Below are 24,421 nucleotides of genomic sequence, written 5' to 3' on the forward strand. Positions count from 1 at the left end.
ATAAAAGGCAAACGAAATTACCGTATTACCCTAGGACCTCCGCAACCTTGACGGTCCGACCTTCCTTGACCGAACGAAGAGCAGCTTCAGCCAATGCCAAGGCCTGCAACCCGTCTTCTGCTGAAGGATAGGGCGCCTTTCCTGTATCAAGTGCATCGATAAACGAAGCGATTTCCGCTGCATAAGCAGCCGTGTAGCGCGTCATGAAAAAATCGTGCAGAGGCGGACGGTTATAACCGTCCCTGGAAGCGATTTCTATCGAAACCGGACGTTGATTTTCCGCCGAAACAGCCCCGAGTGATCCATGGACTTCAATGCGCTGGTCGTAGCCATAGGAAGCTCGTCGTGAGTTGGAAATGACGCACTGTCGGCCGGAGGCGGTCGTCAGGATGACGCTCGCACTATCGTAATCACCGAGTTCCCCGATTTTTGGATCGACAAGAACCGAGGCCGACGCCGATACGCTCTCGATTTCTTCCCCAAGCAGAAAACGCGCCATATCGAAATCGTGGATCGTCATGTCGCGAAAAATGCCGCCGGATACCTTGATATATTCCGCCGGTGGCGCGCCGGGATCGCGGCTGGTGATCGTCACCATTTCAACATTGCCGATGCGTCCGTCTTTAATGGTTTTGCGTACTGCAGCAAAATGCGGATCGAACCGGCGATTGAAACCCAGCATCACCTTCGCGCCGGCTTCGCGGATAACTGCGAGGCAGGCGCGGACGCGCGCAATATCGAGATCAATGGGCTTTTCACAGAAAACGGCCTTGCCGGCGCGCGAAAACCGTTCAATAAGATCGGCGTGGGTATTGGTCGGCGTGCATATCAGCACAGCATCAATGTCGTCTGCCTTTTCGATAGCGTCGATGCTGCGAACTTCGGCCCCGGCAGAGTCGGCAATTGCGCGTGCTGCCGCTTCATTGGCATCCGCAACGGCAACCAGCCTGGCCCGCCTGTCCGCAGCGATTGCGCCCGCATGCACCTTGCCGATACGGCCCGCACCGAGTAACGCCAGACGTGTCACCATTGCCTCATCCTCCCCAGGAAACAGCCATCTTCATTCACCTGAAGATACGCTGTAGAATATTTATTCTATTTTGCTAGAATGTGACATAAAGATTGTCAAGAGACCATATTGAAAGGCCAATGATGGATTCCCCTGCCCCGTCACCGATCAGCGTTCCGGCAAATATCAAGGAATTCGAAGCGAAGCTGCTGGAGGTGTCCGACCGCTTGCCAAAGAGGCTCAAGCAGTGCGCCGCTTTCGTTGCCGCCAATCATGATCGTATCGCCGTGTCGACTGTCGCAGAGATGGCCGAAGGGGCAGGCGTGCAGAGTTCCGCCTTCATGCGGTTCTGCCAGATCATGGGCTTCTCCGGCTTTTCCGAAATGCAGAAGCTGTTCCGGGATTCCTATGCGGGTGGCTGGCCTGATTACTCGACCCGGTTGCAGCATTTGCGAGAAACCGCAACGGGTAGCGCCCCTGCCCTTCTTGCGGAGTTTGCCGAGGCCGGGCGCACCTCCCTCGAAGGTTTGCTGAAGACCATTGATCCAGAAGCACTCGAAAAGGCTGTTCAGCTTTTGGCGAGCGCGCATACAATCCATATCGTCGGAATCCGTCGCGCCTTTCCGGTCGCGAGCTATCTGGCTTACGCGCTGGAGAAAATGCACGTTCCCGCCATGCTGCACAGTGCCGTGGGCAAACTGGAAAACCTGCACGCTATTCGCGAAGGCGATGTGCTTCTGGCAATTACCTTTTCCCCCTACTCGCCGGAAACGGTCGCCATGGCTGAAACCGTCGCCGCGCGGGGCATTGACGTCGTCGGTATCACAGACACCTTTGTCAGCCCCATGAGCAAATCCGCCAAGCAGACACTGCTGGTTTCCGAAGTGGATTTCGGTGCATTTCGTTCGCTCTCCGCAACGCTTTGCCTGGCTATCGCACTTGCCGTCGCCGTAGGGACACTAAGGCAAAGCGACTGACCTTCCCCTGCACATTCCATTTTTCAGTTGAAATAGAATAATAAATCCATTTTAATCAAAAATGGAATAACTGCTATGTGTCATGATTCATGCACAGCCATGCAGCAATAAGAAAATACCGAGGGAGGATGGAGTGAAACGGCTCGACTTGATCACGATTGGCCGATCTTCGGTGGACCTGTATGGCGCGCAAGTGGGCGGCCTTCTGGAAGACATGGCCTCCTTCAACAAATATGTCGGTGGCTCCCCCACCAATATTGCAACCGGAACCGCGCGGCTTGGTCTCAAATCGGCGGTGATCACGCGTGTCGGCGATGAGCATATGGGGCGTTTTCTGCTGCGGGAACTGGAGCGGGAGGGCGTGGACACTCGGGGCATCGTTACCGACCCAGAGCGCCTGACTGCCCTGGTTATTCTCGGCATTCGCGACCAGCAGCATTTTCCCTTGATCTTCTATCGCGAAAATTGCGCCGACATGGCTTTATGCGAGGACGATATCGATCCGGATTTCATCGCCGAAGCGGGCTGTGTGTTGGCAACCGGCACACATTTATCCCATCCGAAGACGGAAGCGGCGGTCCTGAAGGCAATTCGCCTCGCCCGTGGCAATGGCAGCCGCACGGCGCTTGATATAGACTATCGCCCCAATCTCTGGGGACTTTCCGGCCACGGTGACGGCGAAAACCGTTTCATCGAATCCGCAGCCGTCACAGCCAAGCTGCAATCGACGCTTCATCTGTTTGATCTTGTCGTTGGAACAGAAGAGGAGTTCCATATCGCAGGCGGTTCGACTGATACGCTACAGGCACTGAAGGCGGTGCGTGATGTAACGAACGCAGCACTGGTCTGCAAACGCGGTCCGATGGGAGCGGTGGTTTTTGAAGGCGCGATTCCCGACAGTCTCGACGAGGGACAGAGCGGCGAAGGTTTTCCGATTGATGTTTTCAATGTGCTTGGGGCAGGCGACGGGTTCATGTCCGGACTTCTGCGCGGTTGGCTGAAGGACGAGGACTGGCCTACCAGCCTCAAATTCGCCAATGCCTGCGGCGCCTTTGCAGTCTCGCGGCATGGATGCACGCCAGCCTATCCGAGCTGGGAAGAGCTTCAGTATTTTTTCCGCACTGGCATTCGCAACAAGGCTTTGCGCAAGGATGCGGCCCTGGAGCAGATACATTGGTCCACCAACCGGAGCGGCGGCTGGCCTCACATGCGCGTCTTTGCGTTCGACCACCGCATCCAGCTTGAAGAAATGGCCGCCGAAGCGGGTGTTTCAAGCGAAAAGATCGGAGAATTCAAACAGCTGTGCTTGGATGCTGCCTTGCAGGTGGCTGACGGGGCCAAGGGCTACGGCATATTATGCGATGGGCGGCTGGGCCGCGATGCTCTTTACAGGGCAGCAGGCACGGGCTTGTGGATCGGGCGCCCGACTGAATGGCCCGGTTCGCGTCCACTTAAACTGGAGCCGGAACTGGGACCCGACTGCGGCGGACTTGTGGAGTGGCCTGTCGAGAATGTCGTAAAATTACTATGCTTCTATCATCCAGATGACACGGCTGAGTTCAAGGCGCAGCAGGAAGAAACTGTTTCACGTCTTTTCGCAGCCGCCCGGCGTAACCGACTGGAATTCCTGCTCGAAATCATCCCGTCAAAAGCAGGAGCAGTCGATGACGATACGACAGCTCGTGTGATCGAGCGGTTCTACGAAATCGGGGTTTATCCCGACTGGTGGAAGCTCGAGCCTATGAAAACCAAAGCGGCCTGGGCCAATGCCTGTGACGCAATCACACGCAACGACCCACACACACGCGGCATCGTCGTCCTGGGACTGGACGCACCCGCCGAAGAACTGGAAGCCAGCCTTGCTATCGCTGCCGACTTCGACCTTGTCAAAGGTTTTGCGGTGGGGCGCACCATCTTTGGTGACGCGGCACGCAAATGGCTGAATGGTTCGATCAGCGACGATGAAGCAATTGCCGACATGGCTACGCGCTATCGCAGCCTTTGCAACGTTTGGGACAGCGTGCGCAAATATTGAGTTCGTTCTGCCGGGAGGACGCTGGAGGAGCTATGAAAACTATTCGATTGACCGCCGCACAAGCATTGGTGCGCTATCTCGCAAACCAGCTGACGCCGGAAGGGGAGACTTTTATCGCGGGTGTCTGGGCTATTTTCGGCCATGGGAATGTGGCCGGGCTTGGAGAAGCACTCCATGGCATTCGCGAAGAATTACCCACGTGGCGAGGCCACAATGAACAGACAATGGCCCATGCAGCCATTGCCTATACCAAGCAGCTTGGCCGCAAACGCGCTTGCGCTGTCACCTCCTCCATCGGCCCCGGAGCGACGAATATGGTCACGGCAGCTGCCCTTGCCCATGTAAATCGCCTGCCCGTCCTTCTCATTCCCGGTGATGTCTTTGCCAATCGCGGCCCTGATCCCGTCTTGCAGCAGATCGAAGACTTCAACGACGGCACCATGACCGTGAATGACTGTTTTCGTCCGGTTAGCCGCTATTTCGACAGGATCACCCGGCCGGAACAGCTTCTCACCGCCCTGCCTCGTGCGTTCCGCACAATGACCGATCCTGCCGATTGCGGGCCGGTGACGCTCGCCTTTTGCCAGGATGTACAGACGGAAGCCTATGACTGGCCGGAAGAATTCTTTGAACAGAAAGTCTGGCACTGGCGTCGTCCGCCACCGGACGAAAACGAACTGAACAGCGCAGCCACGGCGATCCAGGCAGCGCTTAAACCTATTATCGTCGCAGGCGGTGGTGTACATTATTCCGGCGCCCACGAAGCGTTGCGCAATTTTGCCGAAGCGCACGGCATTCCGGTCATCGAAACGCAGGCTGGCAAATCGGCCCTGCCGTGGGATCACCCGCTCAATTTCGGCCCGGTCGGCGTAACCGGGGCAGACAGCGCCAATGCGATCGCGGCCGAAGCCGATCTCGTGATCGGTGTCGGCACGCGCTTTCAGGATTTCACAACCGGATCATGGGCGCTGTTCAAGCACCCCGGCCACAAGCTCCTCTCGCTCAATGTCCAGCCCTATGATGGCTCCAAGCATGGTTCGCTTCCATTGGTTGCCGATGCAAGGATCGGCCTTGAAACGCTCTCGAAGGCAATCGGCAGCTATAAGCGCCAACCCGTCAATGCCGCATTGAAAGAGAAATGGTTTGCCGCAGCAGACAATTTCACTGCTGCCCCCAGCGACGGCAATGCCTTGCCGACCGATATGCAGGTGATTGGCGCGGTACAGCGTCAGGCACGGGAAAACACTGTCGTCATGTGTGCGGCCGGAACGATGCCCGGAGAGCTCCATCAACTCTGGAAGGCTGGTCGCCCCATGTCCTATCATATGGAATACGGTTTCTCCTGCATGGGTTATGAAATTGCTGGCGGCCTTGGCATCAAGATGGCCGAACCGGACCGCGACGTCATCGTGATGGTTGGCGACGGCTCCTACATGATGGCCAATTCCGAACTCGCCACAGCCGTCATGATGGGGCAGAAGATCACTGTCGTGATCACAGACAATCGCGGTTTCGGCTGCATCAACCGGCTTCAGATGGCGACCGGCGGCGCCGAGTTCAACAACCTGCTCGACCATGCCGCGCATGTTAATCCATCGAAGATCGATTTCGCTGCCCACGCCGGAGCGATGGGCGCGGATACGAAGAAAGCAGGATCGATCCGCGAGCTGGAACATGCCCTTGCCGAAGCCCGCAACAGTCCGCGCACGACAGTCGTCATTATCGACACCGACCCCTACCCGACGCCTGAAACCGGTGGATGGTGGTGGGATGTTGCCGTGCCGGAAGTCTCGGAGCGCGAACAGGTGCGCGCTGCCCGTAAAGATTACGAAGCCAAGCTCAAAGAAAGAAACTGACCGATGATCCTCTATGGCACCAATCCAATTGCCTGGTCGAACGACGATGATCGCAGCCTCGGCGCGTACATCACCCTGGATCAATGCCTCGATGAAACCACCAAAATCGGCTTCGACGGGATCGAGAAAGGTCATAAGTTTCCGCAGGAAGCCGACGCTCTTAAAGCCGTGCTCGAGCCCCGCAGGCTTCGCTACGTATCGGGCTGGCATTCACTCAATCTGTTGGTGAATTCCGTCGAAGAAGAAAAGAAGGCCATGCAGCCTGCGCTCGATCTTCTGAAGGCGATGGGTTCGAAGGTCATCATCGTTTGCGAAACCTCGAACGCCATTCATGGTGACAACGACAAGCCGCTATCCGAGCGTCCGGTCCTGGAAGAAGCGCGCTGGGAAGAATTTGGGACGGGCGTCGAAGCACTGGCAGAATTTGCCGCGGCCCAAGGTATCGCGCTTGTCTACCATCATCACATGGGAACGGTAGTGCAGAGCGAAGACGAGATTGATCTTCTGATGCAGCATACCGGGCCGCACACGAAGCTCCTTCTCGATACCGGCCATTGCCTGTTCGGCGGTGGTGATCCGGAACAGGTTGCCAAAAAGCATATGGGCCGCGTCGGTCATATCCACGCCAAGAACGTTCGTCCGGCGATAGCTACCGAGGTACGGGACCAGAGCTTGTCTTTTCTGGAGGGAGTTCGTCGCGGTGTATTCACTGTTCCCGGCGATGCAGAGGGCGGCGTAGACTTCACGTCTGTGCTGAAAGTCGCGGCTGACAAAGCCTATCAGGGCTGGCTGGTGATCGAAGCCGAACAGGACCCGGAAGTTCGCAATCCATACCAGTATCAGTCACTCGGGTTGAAATCACTGAAATCATTCGCACGTGAAGCAGGGCTCGACAAAGGAGACTGAGACATGGCCAATTTGTTGCGCAAGCCCAAGGGCACGCATGGAAAGGTCCACGACATCCCCCCTGAAAGTGCCGAATGGGGGTATGTCGGATTCGGGCTCTATCGTCTAAAGCCCGGTGAGAGTGCATCCGAAAAGACCGGATCGACCGAAGTGATCCTGGTCCTTGTGGAAGGCAAAGCGAAGATTTCCGCCTCCGGCGAGGATTTCGGTGAGATAGGCGAACGCATGAATGTGTTCGAGAAACTGCCGCCGCACTGCCTCTATGTGCCTGCTGAAAGCGACTGGCGCGCGACTGCCACGACAGATTGCGTTCTGGCGATCTGCACCGCGCCGGGCAAACCCGGCCGCAAGGCACAGAAGCTTGGGCCGGAAAGTCTGACACTGGAGCAGCGCGGAAAAGGCGCCAACACCCGCTTCATCCACAATATTGCGATGGAAGACCGGGATGTTGCCGACAGCCTTCTTGTTACCGAGGTCTTCACACCACAGGGAAACTGGTCATCCTATCCTCCCCACAGACATGACGAAGACAATTTTCCCGACATGACCTATCTGGAAGAGACCTATTATCACCGTCTCAATCCGGCGCAGGGTTTTGGCTTCCAGCGTGTCTTCACCGAAGACGGAAGCCTTGATGAAACCATGGCGGTCGCGGATGGAGATGTCGTGCTTGTTCCAAAAGGCCATCACCCATGTGGCGCACCCTACGGCTATGAGATGTATTATCTCAATGTGATGGCCGGTCCCTTGCGCAAATGGCGGTTCAAGAACCACCCCGATCATGACTGGATTTTCCAACGGGACAACTCCTGATCCTCCTTAGGAAACTGACCGACTCGTGTAAGCTTTCGGCAAGTCCGTAGAAGACTTGCCGATTTGTTTTTGGAGGAGATCCCATTGAGTGGGCGTGTCCGTTTTCAGCTTTCGTCCGCTGTCTTTGTCATTCTGGCGCGCGGAGCAGAAATCTGCATGTTGCAGCGGAAAGCGACGGGATGGATGGACGGTTCATTCAGCCTTCCTGCAGGGGGACTTGATGGGGGCGAAACAATCCGCGCCGCAGCCATTCGCGAAGCGTTTGAGGAGACGGGCGTGGTCATCGCGCCGGAATCTCTGAAATCAGTCCACACCTTGCATAGCCTGACGGCTGGCAGCCCGTGGATAGGCCATTTCTTCCGCACCGAGGAATGGGCAGGCACCCCCGCGCTATGCGAGCCGGACAAGCACGCCAATCTCCAATGGAAACATCTGGACAATCTCCCGGAAAACACCATTCCCTATGTCCGGCAGGCGCTTCTCAGCGCCGCCGGAGGCGAACCCTATTCAGAATATGGCTGGGAATAAGCGCCAATACGCCGGGACTATCAGTCAGAGACCGGCCACTTTCTTGAGATCATCAACCGCACCGGGTGCAGCCACGAAAACCTTGTTGCCCTTGGTAAGCTTTTCTCCATCGACTGGGAAAGGATGCGCATAACCGCCGGCCTCACGCACGAGGCAAAACCCAGCCATGCAATCCCAGGCATGCATGTAGGGTTCATAATAGCCCACCAACCGGCCAGCCGCGACATAGGCTATCATCAGCGCGCCCGAACCATTGCGAATAAAGGTCCCACCCGCCTCCAGCAGATCTTCCACGATTTTGGCCACGAGTTGCGGCGTCACATAGTTGTTGGCACCGATACCCGTCACCGAATTGCGGATCGTGCGGCTTGGATCGAGAACCAGCTTCTTGCCATCAAGTGTTGCGCCCAAGCCTTTTGCCGAGGCATAGAGTTCGTCAAAGCACGGGGCTTGGATTACGCCGATGACGGGCTCTCCGTCTTTCAGAACGGCAATGGAAACGCACCAGTTCGGCATGCCGTTGACAAAAGGGCTGCTGCCATCAATCGGGTCGACGACCCAGGTGTAACCTGACGTACCCTCGTTCAGCCCGTATTCCTCTCCCAGAAAGCCATCTTGCGGAAAGATTTCCGACACACGGGTGCGAATGAGCTTTTCGACGTCCCTGTCAGCAATCGATACCACATCCTGAGGGTCGCGCTTGGTTTCGATAACCAGCGTTTCACGTCGTTTGAAATAGTCGAGAGCCTTGGCGCCCGCTTCGCGCGCTATCTTTTCGGCAAGCGCCAGCCGCGCTTCTAGTTCCGGTCCGGGATGGGAAGTCATGTTGGTTTTCCGATGAGAGATAAGGAGAGGCGCGACGTTTCTGCGCCTATTGATTGATAATGGCAAGCCCGCGCGATTTGAACTCGATAGAGACATCGGTTTGTGGCGGCAGAGCCTCTTCGACCGCCGGATCGACAATGAAAAGCTTGCCGTGCTCGGTCTCGATTTCATATTCAATATGATCGCCAAGATAGGCTGAATGCGCGACACGTCCCGGGAAGCCGCCGCCGGCCCGCGGCTGTAAGCTCACGGCATTGGGACGGATTGCGAGCTGCGCCGGCCCCGGCCGGGCGTTGGGGGCAGCGACGCGGTGGATCAGGCCACCCACACGAATGACCGCTTCACCTCCATCCGCCGTCACTACCTCACATGGCACAACATTCGCCTCCCCCATGAAGTCCGCGATGAAAGCGGAGGCCGGTGTTTCATAGAGATCACGCGGGCTTCCCTTCTGGGCGATGTTGCCTTCCTTCATGACGATGATCGTGTCGGAAACGGCAAGCGCCTCGTCCTGATCGTGTGTCACATAGACGGCAGTAAAGCCGAGCCGCTGCTGCAACTCCCGAATTTCGGTCCGCACCCGGCGCCGCAACCGGGCGTCGAGGTTTGAAAGCGGTTCATCCAGAAGCAGAACCTGTGGTTCCAGCACGAGAGCGCGGGCCACGGCCACGCGCTGCTGCTGCCCACCCGAGAGTTCGGCAGGTAGGCGATGCCCCATTCCTGCAAGACCGACGAGCTTGAGCCCCTCTTCCGCACGTTCGCGCGCTTCGGCCTTTTTCAAGCCCGAGGACTCCAGGCCGTAGGCCACATTGTCGAGCGAACTCATATGCGGGAAGAGTGCATAGGACTGGAAGACCATCGAAACGTCGCGCTCGTTGGCCGGCAGATTGGTCACGTCCTTGCCGCCGATCAGGATACGGCCGGACGTTGGGTGTTCGAGTCCGGCCAGCAGCCGCAATGTCGTCGTCTTGCCGCAACCGGACGGGCCCAGGAGCGTCACTAACGTTCCCGGCTCGACAGTCAGGGACAGATCGGGCAAGGCAGTAAAATTACCGAACTTCTTGGTGACATTTTCAAATGTAACGGAGCCGGGACGGATCGCAGTCATGCGGCTTTCTCCTGACGAATAGTTTTGACGGGGGTGACGGCTGCAACGCGGTTCTCGCGCCTGAGCTTGCGTTCACCCACGAGAAGCTGAAAGCTGGTGATGACGACGATCATGACCACGATCAGCATCGATGAATATGCGATGGCCACACCGAACTGGCCGTTCTCGACCAGGCCGACGATATAGGACGTCGCCATATTGTACTCTGCCGATACAAGGAAGATGACCGCGCTGATGGAGGTGATTGCGCGTACGAAGGAATAGACCAACGCCGCAGTGATCGCCGGGCGCAGCAGCGGCAGAATGACCTTGCGGATCGTGCGGAAGCTGTTTGCCCGCAGCGTCAGGGAGGCTTCATCTAGGCTCTTGTCGAGCTGGCTCATGGCTGCGACCCCCCCACGCACGCCCACCGGCATGTTGCGGAACACGAAACATGCAATCAGGATCAGCGCTGTGCCGGTCATTTCAAGCGGCGGCAAGTTGAAGGCCATGACATAGCTGACGCCGATTACCGTTCCGGGGATGGCAAAACTCAGCATCAGGGCAAATTCGAAAACATTGCGTCCGACAAAACGCTGACGAACGATCAGATAAGCCGTCAGCAGACCGACTGCCGCAGTGAGTGGTGCCGATAGCAGTGAAATTTCCATGGTCGTCCAGAACGAGTTCCACGCCACGCCGGTCCATGCAATGCCGTTCTCGGTCCAATTGATAGAAAAGGCCCGTGCGTAATGTTCGACCGTCAGCGTATTATCGAGCCCCCACTGTCGCACGAAGCCGCCGATGAGGATCATCGCATAAACAACGACAGTGAAAACCATCCAAGGGATGACAAGGGCATAAACGCCGATTTTTAGCCCGCGTGGCAAGCCGGCATGCATTCCGGAATCACCCTTGCCGGTCACCGTGGCGAAGTTCTTGCCGGAAAGCCATACGCGTTGAATGAGAAACGCGGTCAATGTAAAGCACAGCAACACGATAGCGAGAACCGCCGCACGCGAGGGATCGTTTTGGGCGCCCACCACGGCAAAGAATATTTCTGTCGAGAGCACGCCATTGCTGCCGCCGAGCACCATCGGATTGCCGAAATCCGCCATGCTTTCTATGAAGGCGATGAGAAACGCATTGGCAAGGCCCGGCGCCATCAGAGGCAATGAAACCTTGCGGAACGTCCGCCAGCGATCGGCACGCAGGGTTTGCGATGCCTCTTCCATTGACGGGGACACACCTTCGACAACGCCGATTAGCACGAGGAAGGAAATGGGCGTAAACGACAGGACCTGAGCGATCCATATGCCAATGAGGCCGTAGAGCCACCGTCCGGGCTCGATGCCGAATATGCTGGATAACTGCTCCGTCACGACCCCCGCGCGGCCAAAAAGCAGCGTCAAAGCAAGCCCGACGACGAAGGGCGGCGTGATGATCGGCAATATGGTGAGAAGCCGCAATCCCTTCTTGAAAGGAAAACCCGTGCGGGTAGCGACCAGTGCAAAGGCGAGGCCCAGCACTGTGGACCCCGTCGCCGTCATCAGCGCCAGCCACAATGTGCGCCATGCGACGCCACACCGTCCTTCCCCGACAAGACAGGCCAGGCTCCAGATCGAGGAATCCTGAATATTGTCAATAAACCCTTCAGGCTTGAACGAGCCATCGAAATCCTGCACCGACCCGGCAAACATGCTGATGACAGGATAGAAGACAAATACAGCTACCAGCGCGACAAGCAGGGTGATGGAAGAGACGACGAAAGCGTCCCCCTTCATCACGCCGCGTTCCGCCAGACCAAACGAAAAAATGAGCAGAAAGCATAGGCCTGTCAGGATCGCTCCTGCGCCGAAGGCCGGCTGACCGTCTGCGAGCGTGCCGAACAGATTTTCGCTGATCGTCCAGTTCCAGCCGGAAAAGCCGATAGCCAGCCCTTGCAGCGCCAGAAATATCACACCAAGGAGACTTGCCCAGACTAAAACACCGCTACGACGCTCTACAGGCAATATGAAACGGGCAGAGGCGCAGAGAAGCATCAACACGGCGATAGCGCCAAGCCACGGACGCCCGAAGAAGGCCATTTGCCAGAAGCCCGGCGCCGTTGCACCGTCGCCATACATTCCGTCCAGCCAACCGAAACTCAGAAAGCCGTCTTCAATGCGGTACCAAGGCAGCAAGACAAATGCTGCCAACGCCAGCATAAGAACAATATTCAGTCTGCGATTATGCTGTTTCATGAATGTCCGTGTCCTCCCCATGGAGATTCCAAGGAATGACCAGCGCTCCGGCTCCTGCATTCTTCAGGAATACCGCTGGCAGCTCCGCCATTTGGAAATGGTGCGTCGCACAACAGGAGCGGCGCACCCGGATTTCAAGCTAACGAAAGATCAGTTGGCGTGCGCGCCGATTTCCTTATCCCAGCGCTCGAGCAATTCCTTGCGCTTGGCCGGTTCGCCATATGTCTTGAAGTCATAATCAATGAGCTTGATGTCCTCGAAGCGCGGCGATTCCTTTGGCACTTCAGCCGACTTGTTCGACGGCAACTGGAAGGACTTCGCATCCTTCATGTGCGACTGCACTTCGGCGGTCAGCGCCCAGTCATACCACTTCTTGGCGTTCTCAAGATTCTTGGCACCCTTTATGATGGACATTGAGCCAATTTCATAACCAGTGCCTTCGCACGGTGCGACTGACTTGATCGGGAAGCCTTCCGCCGTCATCGAAACCGCATCGTGCATGAAGACGATGCCGATACCTGTCTCCCCTCGCGCCGCCGACTTGACCGGGGCCGAGCCTGATTTGGTGTACTGCGATACGTTCTCGTTGAGCTTCTTCAAATATTCATAGGCCTTGTCTTCGCCCATGATCTGCACGAGCGTAGCCAACGCCGTATAGGCCGTGCCTGAAGAGTTCGGGTTGGCCATCTGGATTTCGCCCTTGTAGGATGCGTCGAGCAAATCAGCCCAGCATTTCGGCTCTTTCAGGTTTTTCTTGGCCAGAATATCAGTATTGTAACCCCAACCGAGCGCACCGGCATAAACCCCGACCGTGCGGAATCCGGAGCTTTCGGCCTGCTTCTTGGCCCAATCATTCAGTTGCTCGAGCATCGGCGACTTATACTCAAGCGTCAGCCCTTCGGAAGCTGCCTGCAGGTGCGGATCGCCCGTGCCGGCCCACCAGATGTCGGTTTTCGGATTGCGCGCTTCGGCCCGTATCTTGGCGTAGGTTTCACCGGAAGAAAGCCGGACCATGTTGACCTTGATGCCGGTATCCTTCTCGAACATGTTCTTCATCTGCTCGCAGATGACCACATCCGCCGAACAAATGAGATTGAGATTGCCTGCGGCCTGCGCAGAAAAAGCAAATGAAGATACGCCCGCAGCGAGCGCAGCAACGAAAAATGCCGAACGCATTGTTTTCCTCCCTTTATGCGGCGCCTCCACGCCGACGCTTTTGCAAGCGTGTGCATAGTCTTTGCTTTTTATAAAAGCCTGTCAATGCCTTTGTAAATTTTATTCTGAAACCATAAAAAATAATCCAATAATTCTGTTTTAGAGCATTTCCAGCAAAAGTGTGAAACGGTTTTGGGATGGATAATGCGCTAAAACAAACACTTAGAGCGGTTCCGGCGATTCTGTTAGAACAGGAACCGCTCCAGGTTATCGGTGCACAGCCATGCAAGACCGACCGAAAAAGAAAAAGGCGGCCGCAGCCGCCTTTTTTGGGTCAGCCGATTGCCATCAGGCTGGCATTGCCACCCGCAGCCGTGGTGTTGATCGAGGTCGAAACTTCTTCCAGAAGCCAATTGAGGCAATAGGCGTCCGGGTTGTTTGCCAGTTCTTCCGAGGAAGCCGCCTGCGTCAGAACCAACGGCCCGGGGAGCGTCGCGATCTTCTTATTGATCTCCACGATGCGTTCAGCGTCGCCTTCAATCAGAGCACCGGCAAATGGCGCATCGGATTCCCAGTTATTGGTCCAGATCGTACGCGCTGCCACGGAAGCCGGAATATCTTTCAGAACATTCCGCAAGCCCGAAGTCTCGTCAATATAGACGGTATTACCCGTGGCAAGGGCAGCAGTCATCTGGCGATAAAGGCCTGTTTCCGTCTGCGGAACCAGCAGGATATTTCCACGCGCATGCAACGCATAAAGATTGCGCTCACCGACCGGGCCCGGCAATTCCAGATCAAGGCCGAGCGCCGAGGCGCTGCCGGTATCGCGGGCAGCTTGTGCCAGATCATTCATGCCACGATTGCCAAGCCACTTGGCAAAGTCCTTAAGCGCCGGATCGGTGTGAACCGAGCTGTGGCGCGGCGGGATCGGCGCTGCTTCCACCAAACGTCCAAGGTAGAGTGGGCCACCAGCCTTGGGTCCGGTGCCGGACAGGCCGCGCCCGCCGAAAGGCTGCACGCCGACAATGGCGCCGATAACATTGCGATTGATATAGATATTGCCGACACGGATACGATCCGCAACGTTGGCGATGGTTTCGTCAAGGCGTGTATGCAGGCCGAAAGTAAGCCCGTAACCCGTCGCGTTAATGTCGTCGATCAGACGCTCCATATCATCGCGCTTGTAGCGCACGACATGCAATACCGGGCCGAAGACTTCCCGTTTCAGATCGCGAAGCGAATTGATCTCGATGATGGTCGGCGCAACAAAAGTGCCCTTCTCGGTTTCAGCCCCAAGCGGCAGCTGTTCGACCTTGCGGCCGAGATCGCGCATAGCCTGAACGTGCTTTTCGATTATGGTCTTGGCTTCATCGGTGATGACCGGGCCAATATCGACGTTCAGCCGGTCGGTACGACCGATCGAAAGTTCCTTCAGTGCGCCCTTGAGCATGGTCAGGATGCGGTCAGCGACGTCTTCCTGGAGGCAGAGAACACGCAGCGCTGAACAACGCTGACCGGCGCTATCAAATGCCGATGCAATCACGTCGAAAACGACCTGCTCGGCGAGCGCAGAAGAATCCACGATCATTGCATTCTGACCGCCGGTTTCAGCAATGAGCGGAATAGGCTTTCCATTTGGCAACAGACGGGAGGCAAGCTGCGCCTGAATGAGACGCGCCACTTCGGTCGAGCCTGTGAACATCACGCCGCATGTTTCTTCGGCAGCAACCAACGCGGCCCCAATGCGGCCATCGCCCGGCAGAAGCTGCAGCGCATCAGCGGGAATGCCAGCCTCATGCAGGATACGAACGCCCTGTGCTGCAATAAGCGGGGTTTCTTCGGCAGGCTTTGCCAGCACCGGATTGCCGGCGACAAGCGCTGCCGCAATCTGGCCGGTGAAGATCGCCAGCGGAAAGTTCCACGGGCTGATGCAGACGATAGGCCCCAGCGCCTTATGGCCAACGCCCAGCGTACGCCGGGTCTGTTCCGCATAATAGCGCAGGAAGTCGATGGCTTCGCGTACTTCGGCAATCGCGTTTGGCATGGATTTGCCAGCTTCGCGCATGATGAGGCCCAGTAGAACCGGCATATCACGCTGCATGATGTCAGCGGCACGTTCCAGACAGGCTGCACGCTCAGCAGGCGCGACCACCGACCAGCTCGCCGTTGCCTTCTTTGCTGCCTTCATGGCCTTGGCTACGTCTGCCTCGGCAATCTCCGTCACCTGGCCTACAACATCGCTGTGATCGCCGGGATTGAGCACCGGACGGCTGGTTCCCTTCACCTTGGCGCCAGCAACCTGCGGCTCCGATGTCCATGCACGAGTGGCGCTGTCTTTCAGAATTTTGCTCAGTTCAGCAAGCGTAGTCTCGTTCGACAGATCGAAACCATCGGAATTCTTGCGCGCGCCATAGAGATTTTCCGGCAGGGCAATCTGATCATGGCGTGCCCCGACAACAGCCATGGAGCGAACGACTTCAACCGGATCGGCGATCAGCTCATCAACGGAAACATTTTCGTCACCGATACGGTTGACGAAGGAGGAATTCGCGCCGTTTTCAAGAAGGCGGCGGACGAGATAAGCCAGCAGCGTTTCATGCGTGCCGACAGGCGCATAAATGCGGGCCGGACGGCCAAGCTTGTCAGCGCCGACAACTTCATCATAAAGCGGCTCACCCATGCCATGCAGGCACTGGAACTCAAACTTGCCGGTTTTAAAATCCGGCCCAGCCAAATGATAGATGGTGGCCAGCGTCTGCGCATTGTGGGTTGCAAATTGCGGGAAAACGGCATCGGTCGCAGCCAGAAGCTTGCGGGCGCAGGCTATGTAGGAAACATCGGTATGTACCTTGCGCGTATAAACCGGGAAATCTTCCAGTCCATCCACCTGCGCACGCTTGATCTCGGCATCCCAGTAAGCGCCCTTGACCAGACGAACCATCACGCGGCGTTTGTTCTGCCGCGCCAGATCAATGATGAAATCGAGCACAAACGGACAACGCTTGCCATAGGCCTGCACCACAAAGCCGATGCCTTCCCAATCCGCCAACTCCGGGTCTTCGATGAGGCTCTGCAACAGATCGAGCGACAGTTCCAGACGGTCAGCTTCTTCGGCATCGATATTGAGGCCGATATTATAAGACTTGGCGATGACAGCGAGCGCCTTCACCTTGGGCAGAAGCTCTCCCATCACGCGGTCGCTCTGTGAGCGGACGTAACGCGGATGCAGAGCAGAAAGCTTGATGGAAATGCCGGGGCCCTCATAAATGCCCCGACCAGCCGATGCACGACCAATGGCGTGGATCGCGGTCTCGTAATCCTTGTAATAGCGCTCGGCGTCAGCAGCAGTCGTCGCGGCTTCACCCAGCATGTCGTAGGAATAGCGGAAACCGCGTTCTTCCAACGGCTTGGCGCGTTTCAACGCCTCGTCGATGGTTTCGCCGGTGACGAACTGTTCGCCCATCATGCGCATGGCCATGTCAACGCCACGGCGAATGACAGGCTCGCCGCAACGCGCGATCAGGCGCGTCAGAGCGGCTGACAGGCCGCGATCATTGACTGTATTCGTCAGCTTGCCGGTGACCACAAGGCCCCAGGTTGCCGCGTTGACGAAAAGCGAACGCCCGCCGCCGATATGGGACTTCCAGTCGCCATTGGAAATCTTGTCGCGGATCAGCGCGTCGCGCGTCGCCATGTCGGGGATACGCAGCAGCGCTTCGGCAAGGCACATCAGCGCCACGCCTTCCTGGCTCGACAGCGAATATTCATGCACCAGACCTTCGACGCCTGTGCCCTTGTGCTTGGCGCGCAACGCTTCGATCAGCTTGCGGGCCGTGGCACGGATCTGCTTGGCCGTTTCTTCCGGCAAAGCAGCCTGCGCAGCCAATGCGGAAACGCATTCGGCTTCAGGACGACGATAAGCGGCGGTGATCGCCTGCCTCATCGCGTTTTGCTCGCGGATCGGCGGCGCAAAAGTCTGGAAAACCGGATTGGTGGGGACGGGTATGGTGTCGGTCATGGTGCAATGCTCGCAAATGAAAACAGCCCCGAGCGTCTCTGCCCAGTTTAGCTCTGCTTTATGTGGGCGCACACTAACATTTGTCCAAATTGCATTCTGCCTTCATTTGCTTCATATGAAGGATTATCGATCTTATTATTGGCTCGAATGAAGGCAAAAAGAATGCGAAAGATAGATTCTTTAGACGATCTGGATCAGTTTGATCGACGCATTCTGGAAGTCCTGAGCGAAGATGGGCGCATTCCGGTGACCGAACTCTCGAAAAAGGTCGGCCTATCCAAGACCCCTTGCCAGGCGAGGCTGAAAAGACTGGTCGATGAAGGCTATATTGTCGGCTTCCGCGCGGAAATCGATCCCGAAAAACTTGGTCTCGATCACATCGCCTTCACGACAGTTAAATTGTCCGACACACGCGAAGCCGCACTTGAAGCATTCAACACGGCGGTGCGCAAAATACGCGAAGTCGAAGAATGCCACATGATTGCCAGCTCTTTCGACTATCTTCTGAAAGTGCGAACGCCCAACATCCGGCGTTACCGCGAGGTGCTGGGCGAAAAGATTTCGAGCTTGCCCAATGTGGCGAGCACATCCACTTTTGTGGTCATGGAGTCGGTCAAGGACAATCGTCCGGTCAGGGTCTATCCGGGCGCATTGTAATTTGGTTATAGCGGGTCACCTGCCAGATACCGCTCGAGCGTTTTAACAGTCCCATCCTGCCAGATGCGTAGAAGCGCGGACGAGAACGCCGTGACATAGGCTGAATTTGAGGCAAGCGAGCCAAAGATGTCTTCCATTGCAAGCCAGGCCGACGGATTACTTTTCGCGAGTGCCGCCTGTCGAGCCAGGCGATCCCACGACGGATCGTTAGGTTCGATGATCGCGCCGCTATCGGTTCTGCCATAGCAATAGCGGCACCAGAATGCGGAAACGAGCGCCAATCCTGTCACAGACTTGCCTTCAGCCACTCGATCAGAAGCTGTTGGCAGAATGAATTTCGGCTGGCGGTTGGAACCGTCGAGGCATAGCCTGCGAATTGTATCGCCGATGCTTGGATTGGCGAAGCGCTTGTCAATGAGAAGCCGATAGGCCTCCAGATCGGTATCAGGCACCGGCGGCACTTCAGGGATGATCTCTTCCGTGGTGAGCTTTTCCAGATAGCGCCGGATCAACGGGTGCTCCATGGCCTCATGCACGAAATGTATGTCGAGCAAACCGCCCGGATAAGCGATAGCCGCATGGCCGCCGTTCAGAATACGGATCTTCATCAATTCATAAGCGGCGACCTGATCGGTAAACGTGACGCCAACCTTCTCCAGCGCGGGACGTCCAGCAGGAAAATTGTCTTCCACCACCCATTGCTTGAAACCTTCACAGAAGACTGGCCAGCCATCTTCGATCCCGAACTCCTTCGCTGCGAACTCGCGTTCACGCGCGCCGGTGGCCGGCGTAATGCGGTCCACCATGGAATTTGGAAAAGCGACATGGGCTGAAATCCAATCGGCAAAGGCGGGATCATCCAGTTTCGCGAGACCGACGACAGCATCTTCGGTCACATGCCCATTGCCCGGAATGTTATCACACGACATCACGGTGAAGGGCTGCACACCAGCCGCCTTACGCAATTTCAGCGCCTGCACAATCAGACCGAAGACGGTGTTCGGTTGATTTGGATGGGCGGCATCCGCCACAATATCGGGGTGGGCAGGATCAAAGGTCTGACTTGCCGGATCGATGTAATAACCACCTTCGGTGATCGTCATGGAAACGATGCGAGTATCAGGTGATGTAAGGTAGGCCATCAAAGCCTTTCGCCCCTCCTCTGTCGATAGGGTTACATAATCGACCATGGAAGCGGTAATCCTTGCCCCCGCATAATCAGCTTCTTGTTCGACAACTGTGGTAAGCCAGTCTTGCGCCATGAGCGTATCACGCATGGCGTCGTCACTGCCACGCACCCCGGCCCCGACCAACGCCCAGTCGTACCCCTCGCCCATTCCAAACAGATCATCCAGGTAGACAGCCTGATGGGCACGGTGAAAATTCCCCACACCGAAATGCACGATGCCCGGTTTCAAACAAGTTGGGTCGTAGCCGGGTTTATGGACATTATCAAAGCCCTGAAGCGTTACGCGGGACAGCTTTGTCATGACGATTTCCTTCAATTCAATCGGGTACGAACTGGACTTTCATCGTGGCTGGATCACCGCCATGTTTGGTGAAGTGAGGCAGCATCTCCCTAAGGGGCAGCTGGTGCGATACAAGGCGTGCCATTTCGCCTTGGTCCTGCTTCAGGATTTCCAGGGCCTGCGGAATGTTGCGATTGAGCGAATGTGACCCTGCAATTCGAATCTGACGGCGGAAGATTTCAAAAGGCGCGACCGAAATCCGGGCCTCCGGTGCACAAACGCCAAACATCAGAACCGTCCCGCCATCAGCCGCGTAGCTCACCATGCTTTCAACGACCTGGGTAATACCGGTGGCATCCGCGACAAAATCAAAGCTGCGTTTAGGCTTATCCAGCATTTCCGAGCCCGAAACGACTGGCTCAAGCCCCAGGCCCTCCGCAAATGCCAGCCGGTGTTCGTTGATATCGGCTACAGCAACGTGCTTTACACCTCGTGCCTTCAGCGACAACGCAAGCAACAATCCTATAGGCCCGGCACCGAAGACGAGCGCGGTTTCGGTTCCGTATGGACCAGTCTTGAGATCTGCTGCGCCAAGTCCGTTGAGGACACAGGCAAGCGGTTCCGCGAGGGCCGCTACATTGAAAGGCAGATCCCCGATGGAATGGAGATGGCTTGCCTCGACAAGACTCATACTCGCAAAGCCACCATTGTGCGTTACGCCATAAGCTTTCAAATCCGAACAGAGATTGGTCAGCCCCTTGAGGCAGGCACGGCAATAACCGCATGGAATATTCGGATCGACCGCAACGCGGTCGCCCACCTTCACATTGGTTACGTCTTCTGCCACGGCGACCACAATGCCCGCATATTCGTGACCCGGCACCAACGGAAATGCGCTGGAACCGTAGCGGCCATGCAGGACATCAATGTCGGTATGACAGAGACCTGACGCCTTGACGTCGATCAAGGCGTGCCCAGGCTGCAATGCCGGTTCCGGTAAGTCGGTCAGGCCTGCTTCGCCGTGGCCGGTAAAATAGATCGCTTTCATTTTATGTCTCGGCCCCACCGCCTCATGCCATCCAGTTGCCGCCATCAACACCGAAAGTCTGGGCTAAGATATAGTCGCTGTCAGATGACGCGAGGAACACCGCCATGCCAGTAATATCTTCAGGCGTCGCAAACCGACCGATCGGCACAGATTTTGCCACCGCAGCCTTTTTCTCACCCGGTTTCAAACCTTCCCATTTCGCAAAGTTCGCATCCACCACATCCCAGTGCTCGCCATCGACCACGCCGGGGGCAATCGCATTCACGTTGATACCGTATTTGACCAGAGCAAGAGCGGCCGACTGCGTAGCGGAAATGATGGCCGCCTTCGATGCGCAATAGAGCGTCACGAGCGCCTCGCCGCGACGCCCTGCCTGGCTGGCCATATTGATGATCTTGCCGCCGCGTCCGCGCTTGATCATCACATTTGAAACCGCTTTCATCATGAAAAGCGGTCCCTTGAGGTTGATACCCAACACACGCTCGTAGCTGTCTTCGGTCAATTCGTTGACGGGAGCCATGTCGAAGATCGCGGCATTGTTGACCAGAATATCGATACCGCCATAATCCGCGTCGATTTTCGCGACCACATCGTCGATCTGGCGAAGGTCAGTCACATCAAGCTTTACCGCCTTGACCGATGTACCGATACTGCGCGCGGCTTCTTCCGCCCGGTCAATGTTGATGTCGGCGATGACGACCTTCGCGCCCTCGCGCGCGTAGGCTTCGGCAAATCCAAGCCCAATACCGCGCGCCGCACCAGTGATGAGGGCCACCTTGTCTTTCAGTCTCATGGGGATACTCCGGGATATTGCAGCCTGCTCCTACAGGTGCGTTTTCTTTTCCGTCAGCAATAATGGATGCCGTTCAAAGCGCTCCAGAGCCTTGCCGTCAGGTGTAAACAAATGCGCATCGGTCGGGTCAAAACCCAGCTTGGCCGTTTCGTGTGCACGTGCCTCGCTGCCCCCGCCTGCCTCCGCAACAACCAGTCCGGTTGCGCTTTCATTTTGTACATAGAGATAAGTCTCACCGCCAAGGCGTTCTACAACCATGATCTCTCCCTCGAGAATACCATCAGAGGTCGGGTGAAGATGTTCCGGACGAATGCCGAGAACCAAGGGCGCACCCGCGTTTACTCCTACGCCTTTGACGGGCGCTTTGACCGAACGGCCATTGGCGAGTTGGACTGTGACCCCATCGGCATCGACTATGCTGGCGTTGACTTCGATGAAGTTCATGGTCGGTGAACCGATAAAGCCGGCCACAAACCGATTGACCGGATGGTGGTAAAGCTCCAGCGGCGATCCCACCTGCTCCACCTTGCCATCACGGAGAACCACGATCTTGTGCGCAAGCGTCATGGCTTCCACCTGATCGTGCGTGACATAGATCATTGTTGCATTGAGGCGGTCGTGCAGACGCGCCAACTCGATACGCATCTGCACGCGCAGCGCTGCATCGAGATTGGACAGCGGCTCGTCGAACAGGAATATCTTCGGTTCGCGCACCATCGCGCGTCCGATGGCAACGCGCTGGCGCTGCCCCCCCGAAAGCTGTTTCGGCTTGCGGTCGAGCAACTGATCGAGTTGCAGCGTTTTTGCAACTTCTTCAACCTTGCTCTCACGTTCAGCCTTGGCGACACCGGCGAGTTTCAGCGCAAAACCCATATTGTCGCGAACGTTCATATGCGGGTAGAGCGCATAGGTCTGGAAAACCATGGCAAGACCGCGCTCGTCCGGCGGCGTATCGTTGATACGCTGCCCGTCAATGGTGAGATCACCTCCAGTAATTTCCTCGAGCCCGGCGATCATGCGCAGAAGCGTTGACTTGCCCGAACCGGACGGCCCAACGAAAACCACAAATTCACGGTCGGCAATATCCAGATCGACCCCTTTGATAACATCAATATTGCCGAAGGACTTGGTGGCGTTTTTAAATGAAAGTGTAGCCATTTCATTTCCTCTATTTCACGGCGCCGAAGGTGAGGCCGCGCACCAACTGGCGCTGCGTGATCCACCCGAAGACAAGTATCGGCGCGATGGCGAGCGTGGACGCTGCCGAGAGTTTTGCCCAGAACAATCCTTCCGGGGATGAGAAGGAGGCGATGAAGGCGGTGAGCGGGCCCGCTTGCGAAGCCGTAAGGTTGAGGCTCCAGAACGCTTCGTTCCAGCATAGAATGATGGAAAGAAGCGCGGTCGACGCTATACCCGGAAGGCTTAGTGGTAAAAGCAGATAGCGTATCTGCTGGCCGACTTTCGCCCCGTCCATGCGGCTTGCTTCCAGGATTTCTCCCGGCACTTCCTTGAAAAAGGAATAGAGCATCCAGACGACAATCGGCAGATTGGACAGGGTGAAGATGATGATAAGGCCCGTGCGCGTATCGAGAAGTCCGCTATCACGCGCGAGAAGATAGATTGGCACCAATACGCCGACGGCGGGCAGCATCTTGGTGGAAAGCATCCACAAGAGAAGGTCTTTAGTGCGCTTGCCGGGGAAGAATGCCGCGGCATAAGCGGCTGGCACCGCGATAATAAGCGAGAGAATGGTCGCACCAAGACTTTCAACGATGCTGTTCATGGCATAGCGGAAATAATCGGCTCGCTGATTGACCGCTACGAAATTCTCCAGTGTCGGCTCAAAGAATAGTCTTGGGGGCGCCACCGCGTCGATTTCCGTCTTGAATGCAGCGAGCAGCATCCAGAGAATCGGGAAGAACATCAGTAGCGCCACAATCCAGCCGATAACCCCAGCCGAGACCGCGGCCTTGTTGATCCTGCGTTTTGCAGCCATCGGTCAGCCCCCTAACTATCCAGATTTCGTGCAACGGTCCGGATCAGGAACGCTGCAACGATGTTGGCCAGGATGATTGCGATAACGCCAGCTGCGGAAGCGCCGCCGATATCCCACTGAAGAAGTGCTTTAAGATAGATGAAATAGGTAAGCGTCGTTGTGGCGATACCCGGCCCCCCTGAAGTGGTGACGAGAATTTCCGCGAAGACTGAAAGAAGGAAAATCGTCTGGATCATTATGACGACCGAAATCGGGCGCAGCAGGTGCGGCAACACGATGTAAAAAAACATGACCGGCCCCTTGGCACCGTCAAGTCGCGCGGCCTCCATCTGTTCCCGATCAAGGGACTGCATTGCCGTCATCAGGATCAGCGTCGCAAACGGCACCCATTGCCAGGACACGATCAAGACGATGGATGCCATTGGAAACTGTGAAAACCAGTCGATGACCGGCAATCCGAAACTGCGCGAGATGAAGGCGAACAGCCCATTCACCGGATGCATCAACAGGTTTTTCCAGATGAGCGCCGACACGGTCGGCATAACGAAGAACGGTGCGATGACCAGAAGCCTCGCTATGTTTTTTCCCCAGAATTCCTGATCGAAGATGACGGCGAAGAGTACGCCGCAAACGACAGATATCACCAGAACAGAAACAACGAGAATAAGCGTCTTGGCGATCGCCGACCAAAGCGTGGGATCGGACAGCAGGAAGGAATAGTTCGAGAAACCGGCAAAGCCGGTAATGAACGGGTTGATAAGATTGTAGTACTGGAACGAGAACCACAGTGTCATCGACAGCGGGACGATCATCCAGAGCAGAAGCAGTATGACTGCCGGAGCGAGCAGTGGTCCCGTGCGGACACTGCGACGCGACTTGACGGCAAAGCGTGACTTTGTGCCTGCGGCCAACGTTTGGTTTGCTGGCATTCGAACCAATCCTCCCCTTCCCGTTTCGGATTCGCCACGGCGAACGTCTACGAAAATCAGACCAGTCGTTTCTCCTC

19 protein-coding genes are annotated in these 24,421 nt (G+C 56.6%); 7 read left to right on the top strand and 12 right to left on the bottom strand.

Going from position 1 to position 24,421, the window contains the following annotated elements:
* Window positions 1-25 precede the first annotated feature (25 nt).
* Complete coding sequence (iolG, locus tag JNC63_RS16275; RefSeq protein WP_006472666.1) at window positions 26-1,030, bottom strand: inositol 2-dehydrogenase; 1,005 nt, start codon at window positions 1,028-1,030, stop codon at window positions 26-28.
* Between the two features lie 122 nt (window positions 1,031-1,152).
* Here iolG and JNC63_RS16280 point away from each other — a divergent pair, with 122 nt between their 5' ends.
* From JNC63_RS16280 to JNC63_RS16305, 6 genes are all read left to right on the top strand, one after another.
* Window positions 1,153-1,986 (top strand): MurR/RpiR family transcriptional regulator, encoded by an 834-nt coding sequence (locus JNC63_RS16280; protein ID WP_063621173.1) that lies wholly within the window; start codon window positions 1,153-1,155, stop codon window positions 1,984-1,986.
* An 82-nt stretch (window positions 1,987-2,068) separates the two neighbouring features.
* Window positions 2,069-4,021, top strand: coding sequence for a bifunctional 5-dehydro-2-deoxygluconokinase/5-dehydro-2-deoxyphosphogluconate aldolase (locus tag JNC63_RS16285; RefSeq protein ID WP_052018875.1), 1,953 nt, complete (start codon window positions 2,069-2,071; stop codon window positions 4,019-4,021).
* Between the two features lie 32 nt (window positions 4,022-4,053).
* Window positions 4,054-5,877: a 3D-(3,5/4)-trihydroxycyclohexane-1,2-dione acylhydrolase (decyclizing) gene (iolD, locus tag JNC63_RS16290; protein WP_006471547.1), complete on the top strand. Its 1,824-nt coding sequence runs from the start codon at window positions 4,054-4,056 to the stop codon at window positions 5,875-5,877.
* A gap of 3 nt (window positions 5,878-5,880) precedes the next feature.
* Entirely contained in the window at window positions 5,881-6,783 is a 903-nt protein-coding gene (gene iolE / locus JNC63_RS16295; protein WP_006469095.1) for a myo-inosose-2 dehydratase, read from the top strand.
* 3 nt (window positions 6,784-6,786) lie between these two features.
* Window positions 6,787-7,596 carry a 5-deoxy-glucuronate isomerase gene (gene iolB, locus JNC63_RS16300; RefSeq protein WP_006469096.1) on the top strand — a complete coding sequence of 270 codons (810 nt, stop codon included), beginning with the start codon at window positions 6,787-6,789 and terminating at the stop codon, window positions 7,594-7,596.
* An 84-nt stretch (window positions 7,597-7,680) separates the two neighbouring features.
* Window positions 7,681-8,124 (top strand): NUDIX hydrolase, encoded by a 444-nt coding sequence (locus JNC63_RS16305; RefSeq protein ID WP_006471546.1) that lies wholly within the window; start codon window positions 7,681-7,683, stop codon window positions 8,122-8,124.
* A gap of 24 nt (window positions 8,125-8,148) precedes the next feature.
* Here the strand turns inward: JNC63_RS16305 and JNC63_RS16310 are convergent, their stop codons facing one another.
* From JNC63_RS16310 to putA, 5 genes are all read right to left on the bottom strand, one after another.
* Window positions 8,149-8,949 carry an inositol monophosphatase family protein gene (locus JNC63_RS16310; protein WP_374846494.1) on the bottom strand — a complete coding sequence of 267 codons (801 nt, stop codon included), beginning with the start codon at window positions 8,947-8,949 and terminating at the stop codon, window positions 8,149-8,151.
* Between the two features lie 46 nt (window positions 8,950-8,995).
* The gene (locus JNC63_RS16315) at window positions 8,996-10,057 is read right to left on the bottom strand and encodes an ABC transporter ATP-binding protein (RefSeq protein ID WP_063621094.1); all 1,062 of its coding nucleotides are present in this window, start codon (window positions 10,055-10,057) and stop codon (window positions 8,996-8,998) included.
* Complete coding sequence (locus JNC63_RS16320; RefSeq protein ID WP_006471544.1) at window positions 10,054-12,279, bottom strand: ABC transporter permease; 2,226 nt, start codon at window positions 12,277-12,279, stop codon at window positions 10,054-10,056. The genes JNC63_RS16315 and JNC63_RS16320 overlap by 4 nt, the downstream gene beginning before the upstream one ends.
* Before the next feature lie 150 nt (window positions 12,280-12,429).
* A complete protein-coding gene (locus JNC63_RS16325; RefSeq protein WP_006471543.1) occupies window positions 12,430-13,455 on the bottom strand; it encodes an ABC transporter substrate-binding protein in 1,026 nt (341 codons plus the stop codon).
* 313 nt (window positions 13,456-13,768) lie between these two features.
* Window positions 13,769-17,452, bottom strand: a complete 3,684-nt coding sequence (putA, locus tag JNC63_RS16330; protein ID WP_006471542.1) for a trifunctional transcriptional regulator/proline dehydrogenase/L-glutamate gamma-semialdehyde dehydrogenase — start codon at window positions 17,450-17,452, stop codon at window positions 13,769-13,771.
* 162 nt (window positions 17,453-17,614) lie between these two features.
* On the opposite strand from putA, the gene JNC63_RS16335 reads away from it, so the two are divergent.
* Window positions 17,615-18,109 (top strand): Lrp/AsnC family transcriptional regulator, encoded by a 495-nt coding sequence (locus tag JNC63_RS16335; RefSeq protein ID WP_006471541.1) that lies wholly within the window; start codon window positions 17,615-17,617, stop codon window positions 18,107-18,109.
* 5 nt (window positions 18,110-18,114) lie between these two features.
* On the opposite strand, the gene JNC63_RS16340 is transcribed toward JNC63_RS16335, so the two are convergent.
* Genes JNC63_RS16340 through JNC63_RS16365 form a run of 6 tightly spaced genes read right to left on the bottom strand, consistent with a single transcriptional unit; the run spans window position 18,115 to window position 24,344 of the window.
* The gene (locus JNC63_RS16340) at window positions 18,115-19,599 is read right to left on the bottom strand and encodes a mannitol dehydrogenase family protein (RefSeq protein ID WP_006471540.1); all 1,485 of its coding nucleotides are present in this window, start codon (window positions 19,597-19,599) and stop codon (window positions 18,115-18,117) included.
* Window positions 19,600-19,615: 16 nt separating this feature from the next.
* Window positions 19,616-20,626, bottom strand: coding sequence for a zinc-dependent alcohol dehydrogenase family protein (locus JNC63_RS16345; protein WP_006471538.1), 1,011 nt, complete (start codon window positions 20,624-20,626; stop codon window positions 19,616-19,618).
* Window positions 20,627-20,648: 22 nt separating this feature from the next.
* Window positions 20,649-21,419, bottom strand: a complete 771-nt coding sequence (locus JNC63_RS16350; RefSeq protein WP_006469111.1) for an L-iditol 2-dehydrogenase — start codon at window positions 21,417-21,419, stop codon at window positions 20,649-20,651.
* Window positions 21,420-21,449: 30 nt separating this feature from the next.
* Complete coding sequence (locus tag JNC63_RS16355; protein WP_006469112.1) at window positions 21,450-22,577, bottom strand: ABC transporter ATP-binding protein; 1,128 nt, start codon at window positions 22,575-22,577, stop codon at window positions 21,450-21,452.
* A 10-nt stretch (window positions 22,578-22,587) separates the two neighbouring features.
* Window positions 22,588-23,415: a carbohydrate ABC transporter permease gene (locus JNC63_RS16360; protein ID WP_006469113.1), complete on the bottom strand. Its 828-nt coding sequence runs from the start codon at window positions 23,413-23,415 to the stop codon at window positions 22,588-22,590.
* Window positions 23,416-23,426: 11 nt separating this feature from the next.
* Window positions 23,427-24,344, bottom strand: coding sequence for a carbohydrate ABC transporter permease (locus tag JNC63_RS16365; RefSeq protein WP_021587282.1), 918 nt, complete (start codon window positions 24,342-24,344; stop codon window positions 23,427-23,429).
* Window positions 24,345-24,421 lie beyond the last annotated feature (77 nt).

It is taken from the genome of Brucella ciceri (assembly GCF_041930145.1).
Lineage (GTDB): Bacteria > Pseudomonadota > Alphaproteobacteria > Rhizobiales > Rhizobiaceae > Brucella > Brucella intermedia.

Coding starts and splice junctions, on each gene's coding strand:
- iolG (WP_006472666.1), bottom strand. CDS start 1,030: ATGGTGACACGTCTGGCGTTACTCGGTGCGGGCCGTATCGGCAAGGTG.
- JNC63_RS16280 (WP_063621173.1), top strand. CDS start 1,153: ATGGATTCCCCTGCCCCGTCACCGATCAGCGTTCCGGCAAATATCAAG.
- JNC63_RS16285 (WP_052018875.1), top strand. CDS start 2,069: ATGATTCATGCACAGCCATGCAGCAATAAGAAAATACCGAGGGAGGAT.
- iolD (WP_006471547.1), top strand. CDS start 4,054: ATGAAAACTATTCGATTGACCGCCGCACAAGCATTGGTGCGCTATCTC.
- iolE (WP_006469095.1), top strand. CDS start 5,881: ATGATCCTCTATGGCACCAATCCAATTGCCTGGTCGAACGACGATGAT.
- iolB (WP_006469096.1), top strand. CDS start 6,787: ATGGCCAATTTGTTGCGCAAGCCCAAGGGCACGCATGGAAAGGTCCAC.
- JNC63_RS16310 (WP_374846494.1), bottom strand. CDS start 8,949: ATGACTTCCCATCCCGGACCGGAACTAGAAGCGCGGCTGGCGCTTGCC.
- JNC63_RS16315 (WP_063621094.1), bottom strand. CDS start 10,057: ATGACTGCGATCCGTCCCGGCTCCGTTACATTTGAAAATGTCACCAAG.
- JNC63_RS16320 (WP_006471544.1), bottom strand. CDS start 12,279: ATGAAACAGCATAATCGCAGACTGAATATTGTTCTTATGCTGGCGTTG.
- JNC63_RS16325 (WP_006471543.1), bottom strand. CDS start 13,455: ATGCGTTCGGCATTTTTCGTTGCTGCGCTCGCTGCGGGCGTATCTTCA.
- putA (WP_006471542.1), bottom strand. CDS start 17,452: ATGACCGACACCATACCCGTCCCCACCAATCCGGTTTTCCAGACTTTT.
- JNC63_RS16335 (WP_006471541.1), top strand. CDS start 17,615: ATGCGAAAGATAGATTCTTTAGACGATCTGGATCAGTTTGATCGACGC.
- JNC63_RS16340 (WP_006471540.1), bottom strand. CDS start 19,599: ATGACAAAGCTGTCCCGCGTAACGCTTCAGGGCTTTGATAATGTCCAT.
- JNC63_RS16345 (WP_006471538.1), bottom strand. CDS start 20,626: ATGAAAGCGATCTATTTTACCGGCCACGGCGAAGCAGGCCTGACCGAC.
- JNC63_RS16350 (WP_006469111.1), bottom strand. CDS start 21,419: ATGAGACTGAAAGACAAGGTGGCCCTCATCACTGGTGCGGCGCGCGGT.
- JNC63_RS16355 (WP_006469112.1), bottom strand. CDS start 22,577: ATGGCTACACTTTCATTTAAAAACGCCACCAAGTCCTTCGGCAATATT.
- JNC63_RS16360 (WP_006469113.1), bottom strand. CDS start 23,415: ATGGCTGCAAAACGCAGGATCAACAAGGCCGCGGTCTCGGCTGGGGTT.
- JNC63_RS16365 (WP_021587282.1), bottom strand. CDS start 24,344: ATGCCAGCAAACCAAACGTTGGCCGCAGGCACAAAGTCACGCTTTGCC.